At 59.8% G+C, this 11,520-nt stretch carries 10 protein-coding genes; 5 read left to right on the top strand and 5 right to left on the bottom strand.

The features are described 5' to 3' along the window. The 3 genes from VFU66_RS14745 to VFU66_RS14735 all read right to left on the bottom strand — a co-directional run. A partial coding sequence (locus tag VFU66_RS14745; protein ID WP_326447028.1) for a radical SAM protein occupies positions 1–1,967 on the bottom strand: 1,967 nt, incomplete at its 3' end. A gap of 305 nt (positions 1,968–2,272) precedes the next feature. Continuing rightward, on the bottom strand, positions 2,273–3,094 hold the full coding sequence (locus VFU66_RS14740) for a hypothetical protein (protein ID WP_326447027.1): 822 nt from the start codon (positions 3,092–3,094) through the stop codon (positions 2,273–2,275). 121 nt (positions 3,095–3,215) lie between these two features. Continuing rightward, positions 3,216–3,989, bottom strand: a complete 774-nt coding sequence (locus VFU66_RS14735) for a hypothetical protein (protein WP_326447026.1) — start codon at positions 3,987–3,989, stop codon at positions 3,216–3,218. 272 nt (positions 3,990–4,261) lie between these two features. On the opposite strand from VFU66_RS14735, the gene VFU66_RS14730 reads away from it, so the two are divergent. Together VFU66_RS14730 and VFU66_RS14725 are read left to right on the top strand one after the other, a co-directional pair. Next, positions 4,262–4,495 carry a hypothetical protein gene (locus tag VFU66_RS14730; RefSeq protein ID WP_326447025.1) on the top strand — a complete coding sequence of 78 codons (234 nt, stop codon included), beginning with the start codon at positions 4,262–4,264 and terminating at the stop codon, positions 4,493–4,495. Between the two features lie 227 nt (positions 4,496–4,722). Continuing rightward, on the top strand, positions 4,723–5,274 hold the full coding sequence (locus VFU66_RS14725) for a septal ring lytic transglycosylase RlpA family protein (protein ID WP_326447024.1): 552 nt from the start codon (positions 4,723–4,725) through the stop codon (positions 5,272–5,274). A gap of 91 nt (positions 5,275–5,365) precedes the next feature. Here VFU66_RS14725 and VFU66_RS14720 read toward each other — a convergent pair whose 3' ends face one another. Then, on the bottom strand, positions 5,366–5,962 hold the full coding sequence (locus VFU66_RS14720; protein ID WP_326447023.1) for a YciI family protein: 597 nt from the start codon (positions 5,960–5,962) through the stop codon (positions 5,366–5,368). Positions 5,963–5,965: 3 nt separating this feature from the next. On the opposite strand from VFU66_RS14720, the gene accD reads away from it, so the two are divergent. From accD to gluQRS, 3 genes are all read left to right on the top strand, one after another. Further along, entirely contained in the window at positions 5,966–6,835 is an 870-nt protein-coding gene (gene accD / locus VFU66_RS14715) for an acetyl-CoA carboxylase, carboxyltransferase subunit beta (RefSeq protein ID WP_326447022.1), read from the top strand. Between the two features lie 99 nt (positions 6,836–6,934). Further along, complete coding sequence (locus VFU66_RS14710; RefSeq protein WP_326447021.1) at positions 6,935–8,254, top strand: DNA polymerase Y family protein; 1,320 nt, start codon at positions 6,935–6,937, stop codon at positions 8,252–8,254. 23 nt (positions 8,255–8,277) lie between these two features. Further along, positions 8,278–9,099, top strand: a complete 822-nt coding sequence (gene gluQRS / locus VFU66_RS14705; RefSeq protein ID WP_326447020.1) for a tRNA glutamyl-Q(34) synthetase GluQRS — start codon at positions 8,278–8,280, stop codon at positions 9,097–9,099. Between the two features lie 58 nt (positions 9,100–9,157). Here gluQRS and VFU66_RS14700 read toward each other — a convergent pair whose 3' ends face one another. Further along, a complete protein-coding gene (locus tag VFU66_RS14700) occupies positions 9,158–11,518 on the bottom strand; it encodes a S9 family peptidase (protein WP_326447019.1) in 2,361 nt (786 codons plus the stop codon). Between the last annotated feature and the right edge of the window lie 2 nt (positions 11,519–11,520).

Here is an 11,520-nt window from a genome sequence, read left to right as displayed (position 1 = left end):
GCGTTTTCGGCGTCCTGTTTGATCTTCGCGTCGCGTGCCCGGATCTTCTCCTCGCGGGCGTTCTTGGCAATGCCGCTCTTGTCGAAGGTGTCGTTGGCGGCGGAGTTGACGTGGGCCTCGTTCAGCACCAGATCGTACTTCGCCTCTTTCTCCAGACCCACCTTCTTGCCGCCGGCGAAGATCTCGTGACGCCCATGCTCCTCGTACCACTTGGTCAGGGTGGAGGTCATGTGCATCTTTTCGATGATGTTCCTCCAGCCCACGCCCGTGTTGTACGCGCAGAAGCTGATCTCACCTTCCTGCGTCGCGTAGGGGATGATGCACTGCTCGGTGCGGCGGAAGTCGTAGTTGAACAGGTCCTGGAACCACATGCCGGCGATGAACAGGAAGTTCCAGCGGTCGGCGCGGCGCTGCTCGATGTCGGCCATCGTGCGGTCGCCGGTGACTTTGCCGTAGTTCTTGTTGGTTGCGCCGAAGCATTTGTCGAATTTCTGTAGCAGGTCCATGATGCGGAAGTGCGTCGGTGCCTTCGATGGGTCGTAGTTGCGCAACAGCGCAAGCGATACGCCGACGATCGAGAGGAACTTGCCGCGCGCCGCGTCGTTGACCTTCGCCACGTCCTTGGCAAGCTGCACGGCGTCGAGAAACGCGGTGACGGGAACGGCTTCCTTGGTCTCCTTGTCGATCATCAGCGCCATGCCGATACCACAGTTCGGGTGGCAGCCGCAGGAAAGCTGGCCCCAGTCATGCTCCGGCCCGTGAACCAGGTCGGCCCAGTCCGAGAAGGTGGACATGAACGAGATCGGGAACCAGTCGCGCGTCGATTCGCCAAGCCCGGTCTGGTTGCGGATGTCGTGCGCCAGGTGCGACAGCGTATAACGCTGCGCTGCGCGGCGCTCGTCCGAAATCTCCTCATCGCGACCAGTAAACGAGACTGGCTGGAAGCTGAGGAAGTTAATCTTCTTTGGGTTATCGAGCGCGAACTCGATGATGCGGCCCACCTGCTCGTTGTTGATGCCGTTGACAATGGTCGTCACGGGAACGATGTCCACGCCGGCCTCGTGCAGGTTATGGATAGCCTGAAGCTTCACGTCGAACGCATTGCCGACCTTGCGATGCGAGTTGGCCGCGTTGCCGATGCCGTCGAACTGGAGGTAGGCATAGCGCAAACCGGCTTCGGCGGCGGCTTTGGCGAATTCCTTCGACTTGGCGAACTCGATGCCGTTAGTCGCGGCCTGCACCGAGTTGTAACCCACCTTGCGGGCGTAGGCGACCGCATCGAGGAAGTACGGCGAAAGTGTAGGCTCGCCGCCCGAGAACTGCACGCTCATCTGACGGCGCGGCTTGATGGTGATCGCGTTGTCGAGCATGGTCTTGATCTCGTCCCATGTCAGCTCGTGGACGAAGCCGACCTGGTTCGCGTCCATGAAGCATGGGTCGCACATCATGTTGCAGCGGTTGGTCAGGTCGATCGTCAACACCGAACCGCGGCCGTGAGTCACCGTCGAGGTGCCGTGGTTGTGCAGCTTCTCGTCGTTGTGGGCGCGGATGTCACGGCCGGGGAAGACGTCTTCGAGATGCTTCATCATCGGCGGGTCGATGGACATGACATCCTCGAAGTGGCCGTGGATGGGGCAGTCCTTCACCATCATGATCTTGCCGTTGCGCTCGATGATCTGCGCCTTGATCTCGCCGACCTTCTCGTTGAGCAGGATCTCGTGCGGCAGCTTGCCATCCACGATTTGCTGGCGGATCTCAGGGATGCACTTGGGACACAGCGAATCGGTCGTGCGTGGCCAGCCCAGCGGGGGCTTCTCCTTCTGATAGCTCTTGAGCAGCGGCTTGTCGCTCCACTTTGGGGTAAAGCTCTTGTTTGGACTAATCGAGTTCAGCTTGCTGAACACCGCCCATCCTGCCTTCGCTCCGTAGGTGAGCGCCTTTTCCGCCAACTTTGCTGGCTTTGCCATTGCTTATCTCTCCTCAAAAATCCATTTGCTTCGATTGCTTTGTCGCAATCGTCTTCGACATCGGGTTCAACGCGCAGCGCACAACGGCATGAGCTGTTGCACCATGTCGCGCGCAAGCCACCGCATTACCCTATAGCTATGATGCGGTGGGGGATAGTTCCGGTTCGCAATTAACAGTACGCATCGGGATGTCTAGGCAGAAGCTCAGACGGTTGAACGGCAATATTCTGCATTGAACGGCGATTTGCTGCTGCGAATGGAAGGCCGAAGCATGGAAAATTATTTGATATGTGGGCCTCTTTGGGTTACTGTAGTGAGTCCGGCGCGGCAACATTATTGATGATGCGCTGCACAAAGATGACGCGCACGTGAACGCGGCTGGCCACATCGGGCAGAAATTCAGTCAGCAGATTATTGGCCGGGTCTATGGCCAGACCGGTAATAATGCGTGCCACTGTGGACTCGCCGTTGGGGTGGATGCCCGGCACATAGAGGTTGCTCAGCTCTGCGTTGATAGGGTAGGAAAGCAACGTGCCATAGTTGGGCATCGAGCGGCCATCGTCGCCGCGCGCAACCGCAGTCCGCGAGATGGCATACAGGATGCGCCGTGGCACACTTGCGCGCGGCATCCGGTAGTATCGCGGGTCCTGATGCGCGATCGCAGGGATGGCGAACACGCCGAAGAATTGGCCGGTGGCGTCCTGCAGCATGCTGACTCCGGCGCTCTTACCGAAGCCCTTCCAGCCAGGTCCGTATGCCGTATGCGAATCGATCCCGATTGTAATCGCGGAGACGCCCACAATAGTCCCGAGATTGGCCGGGTCGGTAAGACTATGTAGGGCCAGATAGCCCTTCTGCCTCCAGGTCAGCGGAATCGCCACATTGGTATTGAGAAACCGCTGATACGGGTAGATGAGTTCAACGCAGGGCCGGGGAGCCTGATTGACGCGGACCGGATCCAGATAGATGACCTTCATAGAAGTGAAGACTCCGCAGGTCTTCGCCCCGCTGCCATGGGTCTTGAACGCAGCTTCAGCGATAGCCACAACGTCCTGCCGATGGGCCGCACTGGGTGCGTCTGGCAGCGCGTTCGATGCGGCTTGCGCCGAAGACCCTTCCGTTGCCATAGAGTTTGGCGGTATTGTCTGGGCGCCTGCCAGCGAAATCAAGAAGAACGGCGCCCAAAACAGTATCCAATGCATATGCGCAATCCACCCCCCTCTCCCTTTCAACACTATCAAGGGAAAATTACTCCCGCTTCTTGAGATGAGCGATCCGCAACGCGTCGTCAAGAAACTCATCGACAACGAAACCTATGGCCGATCCTCCCAGAGAGCCGGTAAAGGTCTCCATGCCCTCGCGGAAGGACGTGTTTTTTGACGGATAGTACGTGAGAGTGAGAGCAGCGCCAGCCGCATCGCCCGCAAAGAGCGAAAGGTTCGGAGTCGCGCGGCCATCGTCCTTCCTCGTAACGACGACGCGAGTTGCGGCATAGAGTCCGCGCCTCAGGATGCTGTGCCCTCGGCCCATTTGGTAGTAACGCGGGTCCTCATGAAAGACGGGCGCGAACACTGATTCGGTAAAGATGGTCTCACTGGTATCGCGCAGGACCGACGCGCCGAGCCGTTCGCCGAATGCCCCGCTGTCGACTCCATAGTTCGGCCTGCCGTCGATCAAATGAGACCAGCCCGCGGAGGTTAGCCAAGAGATCGCCGAAAGCGGCGAGACAGAGTCTTTCAGGCCGACGAGAACTTTATCGGAGACGGACAACGGCGGCGCGATCTCGTCGGGCGTAATGTTCGTATCGAAACGTCCTGCCGGTCGCGTGCGTTGCCTCCATGCCTGAGCGACGGGCGTCCCTGAGGACTGCGCTATAGCTGGCGTCTTGGCACCCAATGCGTGAGCCCTTCCAACCATGCCTGGAGCATCGGGGAGCTCGAGCGCAACGTTCACAGCAGATTTGGTGACGGTCGTCTGCGCACAGCATAGCGGCGTCATGGCCGTAATCAGCAGACACGTCACGAATGCAACAAGCCTGGCTCCAGAAAAGACCAAATGGATGACCTCGATGAGCTTCTATTTGGGGCGGCACGATGGCCGGTAATGACGGGGTACAATCCAACTCGTCTACCATACAACGGACGCGCACACGGTGCCTGGAGTTGCATGAGGATGTATTGAAATCATTGGCCAATCGTGCGTTACCACATCGGCACCACACAGCGGAATAGCCCACAATGTGCGTTGACCGGCCTTTTTCCTCATCTACATAATTGAAGCTGGTGAGGTGCGCGATGCCCGAAGCGACGAAACGCCCGTGGGAGCGGATATTTCAAGACGTCGGCTCCCGCACGGAGGACGATCTGCGTAAGGTCATCCAATACATCAACGACGAAGTAGTGCCGGACGTTCGCCGCAACGGCTCCCAGGCCTTGCGCGTTGCGGCCGCAGAGATGCAGAAGCTGGCTCAGCGAATGGACGATCGCGCACAGGACGCGAAGCAGCCGGAAGACGCGGGGAAGCCTTGAGCAGCGCAACGTCGATCCGCGCCCGACTGCTGCCAGCGACCGTACTGTCCGTGCTTGTGCTGGGCGCCGCCGGCTGCCATCGAGAAAAGATAAGGGCATACAGCCCGCCGCCACCGCCCGCTATCAACCAGCGTTCGCACACAGCAACTTCAGATCGTGGAACAGTATCTGCCGAAAGTTCCAGGTCTGCTTCCGCGAGCATCCCTGAAAGCTACGGTACGCCTGTCATGACGCAGGTCGGGATCGCGAGCTGGTACGGGCCTCCCTACGCAGGTCGCAGAGGTGCCGACGGCAAGGTCTATGACCAGAACGCCATGACCGCCGCCCACCTCACGCTGCCGCTGGGCACCCTCGTGCGTGTCACCAACCTTGCCACGAACCAGTCCGCCGTCGTGCGCATCACAGATCGCGGCCCCTTTGTTCACGGGCGCATCATCGACCTCTCGCTCGCTGCGGCAAAGGCAACCGGCGTCTATCGCGCGGGAGTCGCCAGGGTTCGTGTCGAAGCCTTTGACCCGCCCGGTCATGTCGCAGCCGATCACGCTGGCCGCTGGTGTGTGCAGATTGGCGCGTTCTCGCGGGAAAAGGACGCCATCAAACTGAAGGCGGATCTGATGCGCCGTTACACCACCGCCAAGGTCATCGAATTTGCCGGACCCACCGGTTATTGGGTGCGCGTCAATCCGCGCTATCCCGACAAACGCACCGCCACCGAGGTCGCCGATAGCATCCACCCCAGAGACCCCGCCGCCGAGCCATACCTCATCCGTACAAATTGAATCAAAGAAGAACAGATCTTCCAAAAGCGGGTACAAGTGGAAGATAGCGGCGAAGGCGAATCGTGCTGTCTCGCCCCCGCCGATAACGTGGCTATTTCCTGCCGATCTCTTCGCGCAGTTTGGTGTCTTTTTCCCTCAGCTCTGGAGTCATATTCTGCTGGAAGTCCTCGATCTCAAAGATGGGGCGCAGTTCAATCTCGGTTTCGCCATCAAATGGAGCGCGCTTCAGCCACTCCACCGCCTCCTCCATCGACTTCACCTTCCACAGCCAGTAGCCCGCGATCAGCTCCTTGGCTTCGGTGAATGGCCCGTCGGTCACGGTTCGTGTGCTGCCGGAAAACTTTACCCGTTTACCGTGCGAGCTGGGTCTGAGGCCCTCGCCAGCCTGCATCACACCGGCCTTCACCAGATCTTCGTTATACTTCGTCATCGCAGTCAGAATTTCCGTGCTGGGCAGCACGCCTGCCTCTGAGTGCTTATCCGCCTTTACAATCACCATGACACGCATCGCATCATCTCCTCTTAATTCAGGTATTGAGCCGGGTTTGGCAGCAAGCGTCCGCTGTCTCAATCCGGCTTCTATCTCTATGTCGAACGGCGGCCCGCTGATTCGACATTCTGCATCATCTTTTTTCGATGCCCTCAACCCTGCCCGCTTTGCCGCTAACCGGTACAATAATCGAGGCATCCCATGACCTGGTTTAAACGCGAAGAGAACGAGATCGTCAACGACGCCCGCCGGACCGTCCGCACTGAGGGCCTCTGGGTCAGGTGCGAGGGCTGCCGCGAGGTCATCTTCAAGGCCGACCTCGAAGCCAACTTGCGCGTCTGCCCCAAGTGCGGCCACCACTTCCGCATCGACGCCCGCTCGCGCATCGAAAATCTGCTCGATCCTGGTTACGAACTGGTCGATCTTGACCTCGTCTCGACCGACCCGCTCGACTTCACCGACCTGAAGCCCTACAAAAAGCGCCTGCACGAGGCCCGCAAGAAGACCGGCCTGAACGATGCCATCATCAACGCGATCGGAAAAATCGGACCGCACGAGGTCGTGCTCAGCGTCATGGAGTACAACTTCATCGGCGGTAGCATGGGATCTGTCGTCGGCGAGACCATCGCCCGCGCAGTGGACCGCTCGCTCGCAACCGGCAACCCGCTCATCATCATCTCGGCCTCCGGCGGCGCGCGCATGATGGAGGGCATCGCCAGCCTGATGCAGCTCGCCAAGGTCTCAAACGGCCTCGGCAGGCTCGACGAAGCCAAAGTCCCCTACATCTCCGTCATGACCGATCCGACCACGGGCGGCGTCACCGCCAGCTTCGCCATGCTCGGCGACCTCAACATCGCCGAACCCGAAGCTCTCATCGGCTTCGCCGGCCCCCGCGTCATCGAGCAGACCATCCGCCAGAAGCTCCCCGAAGGCTTCCAGCGGTCCGAGTTCCTGCTCGAACACGGCTTCCTGGACGCCATCGTTCCCCGCAAGGAGATGAGGCAGTACCTCTGGCAGGCCCTCAGCTGGATGACCGGCAAACAAAGCCCAGCCGAAGCAACTTCCGCCTGAGTCCGCGTAGGAGGCTGAGCTGGTCCAGATCTCGGCCTCCAGCCATTCGTAAGTTATTAGGCAAACAAAAAGCGAATATAATCTGGTTGAGTTTGCGCTATGGGCAAAGCTGCACATCCCGAGCGGTTTGGCTTCCTGCACATCGACCTGAACTCGTTCTTTGCCTCGGTGGAGCAGCAGTTGCACCCGGAGTACCGGGGCAGGCCTCTGGCCGTGGTGCCGACCAAGGCCGATACGACCTGCTGCATCGCGGCCAGCTATGAGGCCAAGGCGCTTGGCATCAAGACCGGCACGCAGGTGGGCGAGGCGAAGAAGATATGTCCTGAGATTGTGCTCATCGAAGGCGACCACGCGGACTATGCAAAGTACTCGAAGGCCATCAGCGATACGGTCGAGATGGTCTGCCCGGTGGCGCACAACCCTTCCATCGACGAGATGGTATGCGAGTTAATGGGGCGCGAGCAGGAACCTCCGCGGGCGCGGCGCATTGCGCTCGACATCAAGCGGGCCATCTACAAAAGCGTGGGCGAGGCGCTCCGGTGCTCGATTGGTATGGCCCCGAACTGCTACCTGGCAAAGATCGCCAGCGATATGCAGAAGCCAGACGGCCTGATTGGCCTACTGCCCTCGCAGTTGCCGCGAGCCATCGCGCATCTTGAACTGCGCGACCTGCCCGGCGTGGGCGCTCGAACTGAGGCGCGGCTGAACCGGCGGGGCATCCACACGATGGAGCAGTTGCTCGCGCTCGACCGCGCCGGGATGCACAAGCTCTGGGACAGCGTCTGGGGCGACCGCCTCTACCACTGGCTGCGCGGCGAAGAGACCGGAGATGATGGCGCGCCCGTGTCGAGCGGCGTGCAGAAGTCGCTTGGCCACTCGCACGTGATGGCCCCTGAGTTTCGCACCGACGAGGGCGCATGGGCGGTGGCGAATAAGCTGCTTCACAAGGCAACGATGCGGCTAAGAATGGAGAAGTTTTACGCGGGCTCGCTGTCCGTGACGATCCGCTTTGCACTCACGAAAGAGCAGGCCGTGCACATGAAGTCGCGCGAGCACTTCAGCGGGCTCAAGCACGCGGGTTGGGGTATGGAAGCGCGCTTCCGCGAGTGTCAAGACACTCTCTCGCTGCTGGAGGTCATGCGCCAGCTCTGGCGGCAGCGCCCGCAGGGCGAAGAATTCCGCAGGCCGTTCTTCGTCGGCATTACGCTCAGAGAACTGACGCCGGAAAGCGAACATCAGGCAGAACTGTTTGACGACCCTAATAACAGGCCGCAACTTTCGGCGACGATGGATAAGCTCAACCTCAAGTACGGCCACACCACGCTGCACTTCGCCGGAATGCTTCCAGCGCGCGAGTCCGCACCTACACGTATCGCATTCACGCAGATTCCCGTGCAGTACGGCGTGGATTACATGTAGCGTCGGCTATCCTGCTGTTCAGCATGAGTGCGCATCAACAATATGTTGGACGGCTGGCGCCTTCGCCGACCGGGCTGCTGCATGTTGGCCACGCAGCAACGTTTTGGACTGCCTATCAACGCGCGCAAGAGCGTCACGGCATACTGCTGCTGCGCGACGAGGACCTCGACCCGCAGCGGTCGAAGCAGGAGTTTGTCGATGCGATGCTCGAAGACCTGGCCTGGCTCGGCATCGAGTGGACGGCGCCGATGATCGTGCAGTCAAAGCGGCTGATCTTATATCGTGAAGCATTTCTGCGGCTGCTGGCGGAAGGGCTTGCCTATCCATGCTCGTGCAGCAGACGCGAGCTGGCGCGGATGGTTGCCGCTCCACACGAAGATACCGACGATGAGCCTGTCTATAGCGGGCGATGCAGACCTACAACCACGGCCGCACGAACTTTCAGCGAGGGCGTGAACTACCGCTTCCGCGTGCCGGAAGGCGAAACAGTCTCGTTTACAGATGTGAACATGGGCGCACAGAACTATACGGCGGGCGCGGACTTCGGCGATTTTCTGGTCTGGCGCAAAGACGGCCTGCCCAGTTATCAGCTTGCCTGCGTGGTGGACGATGCCGCGATGGGCATCACTGAAGTTGTGCGCGGGGCCGATTTGCTGAAGTCCACCGCACGGCAGATTCTGTTGCAACGCGCCCTCAGCCTTGGAGCGGTCGATTATTTTCATACACGCCTCGTGCGCGATGCCGATGGTGTAAGGCTGGCCAAGCGACACGACGCACTGGCGATTCGCAAGCTGCGCGAGCGCGGGTTGCGGTGCGAGGATGTTCGGGCGATGTTTGCCCGATGAAGAAGGAAAGCGTGAATGCATCACCCGCGCTTATCCGCGAATATCCTCGGTCGTACCGTCAGTTTTGCCTGTAGGTAGCCAAAACCTCACTCCACGATTTCATCTCATACTCATGCGGAGGCGTATCGCCGGCCAGGTAGCAGACAAAATAGTCCCAGCGGCGGCGCGTCATATACTGCGAGTCTTCGCCGTAGCCGTGGCGCATGTTGGGCAGCACAATGAGGTCGAAGTCCTTGTTCGCCTTGATGAGCGCATCGACCACTAGTTGCGTATTGTACGGAGGCACGTTGTCGTCCATCGTGCCGTAGGCGAGCAGCAGATGCCCTTTCAGATTTTTGGCATAGTTCTGATTGGCCTGGCTGTCGTAGTTCGAAGTGCCGTCAGGATTTTTCACCAGCAGCCCAGCCCATTTCTCGGCCCAGTCATCTTCATACTCGCGATTGTCGTGGTTGCCGCTCTCCGCGATCCCCACCTTGAAGAAGTCGGGGAAGTGGAACATGGCCGACACAGTAGCGTTGCCCCCGCCGGAGTGCCCCCACATGCCGACGCGGTCGAGATCGATCCACGGATAGCGCGCCGCTAGTTGCCTGATGCCCGCAATCTGGTCGGGGATCGTGTCGTCGCCCAGTCTGCCGTAGTAGAACTCGTGGAAGGACTTCGAACGCTCGTCGGTTCCCATGCCGTCGATGCAGACGACGATGAAACCCAGCTCGGCCAGCGCCTGATCGTCGCCGTGTGCGGCGGAGAACTGCCGCGACCCGCAGGACCTCGACCATGGGCCGGGGTAAACGTAGTCGATGATGGGGTACTTTTTCGCGGGATCGAAGTCCGTCGGCTTGAACATATAGCCATAGAGGTCGGTCTTGCCGTCGCGCGCTTTCACCGTGATAGGCGTGAGCGACTTCCAACCGGCAACCGCCAGCTTCGTGATGTCCTGCTTCGTCACATCCATCATGAGCGCGCCGTCGCTGTTGCGCACAACCGTAGTCTGCGGTTGGTCGGGCTTCGAGTAGACATCGACGAAGTAGCGACCATCAGGCGAGAGAGTGAGCGTGTGGTCAGCGTCTTCCGGCGTCAGCAGCGTTTGCTCGCTGCCGTCAAAATGAACACTGTACAGATGCTCGAAGTAGGGGTCGCGTCCGGTCTCCTTCCCGGCCGCCAGAAAGTAGATCGTGCGCGCGTGCGGGTCTACGCGAAGCACCTGAGTCACCATGCCATCGCCATGCGTGATCTGGTTTTTCAGCTTGCCGGTTGCAAGATCGTAGAGATACAACTGGCCCCAGTTGCTGCGCTCGCTGTACCAGAGAACCTCATTCGATTCGGGAAGGTAGCGCCAGTTGACGTGGTTATACCCGCTCTCATAGAAGGTTGGTACCGATTCAGTCATTACCGTGCGCACGCTGCCGTTGGCGGCGTCGGCCACACGCAGCCACTCTTGTTTGTGATCGCGCGAGGTAGAGACGAAGGCAAGGCTCTTGCTGTCCGGCGCCCACTCCACATCGTCCCAGTGCTTGTCGTTGCAACTGACGTCATCGCAGATGGTCGAGCGATGGTAGTCATTGGGCGTCTTCAGGCGGATGACCTTGCGCTTGTCCACATCGATGATGACGCGCTCGATCATGATGACGTTCTTGTCGCCCACCAGCGGGTACTTCCACGCCTCCAGCGTCGGATGGCCGTTCGTGGTGGGAACGAGATACATATCGCCGACCTTGCGCTGATCCTGCTGAAAAGTAGCAATCTTCTTCGAGTCGGGCGACCAGGCGACGATGGCGCTTGCAGACCGCTGCCAGCCTGCATTGTCGGTCGCATAACCAAAGTCGGTGACGCCGTCGGTGGTTAGTTGCGTCTCCTTACCTGTGGCCACATCGCGCACCCACAGGTTCCAGTCACGGATGAACGCTGCCTTTTTCCCATCGGGCGAGAACGTCGCGGGCTCATTACCGGCATAGCTCGCGGCTTTTTCAACACTGCATCGTCCTGCGCTGCTTAAGTCGCACTGCATCCGAAGGCCATTGTCGAGCGTGAGTGCAACTTTGCGGTCTCCGTCGCTCAGCGTAAACTCGGCAATTTTAAGATGGCGCGCGTCGTAGGTAGTCTTTCCATCTGAAGCTGCGGTCAGCGCCGCCGCGAGCTTTGCCTGGTCGAAGGCCGGGCCTTTGGTCTTCTTTGCCGGATCGACAAGCATATAGGTGACGCCAGCCGCATCGCGGTCGCGATACCAGAAGCGCCCGTCATCCAGCCATGCAATATGGTTGACCGTGTGGTAGACCAGCGGATTGACGTTGTACGACATGAACTTTTCGGCGCGCGCGTAGTCGGCCGTAGTCAGTTGTCTTCCCTGCGCTCTCCCGCTTGCAGTCCAGCAACATGCCAACGCAATTCCGGCCACCACATACAGTCCCTTACCCTGCAACATGC

This window comes from Edaphobacter sp. (genome assembly GCF_035763405.1).
Taxonomy (GTDB): Bacteria; Acidobacteriota; Terriglobia; order Terriglobales; family Acidobacteriaceae; genus Edaphobacter.
Note: the sequence above shows the minus strand (reverse complement) of the source record. Positions and strands in the feature narration are given on the sequence as shown.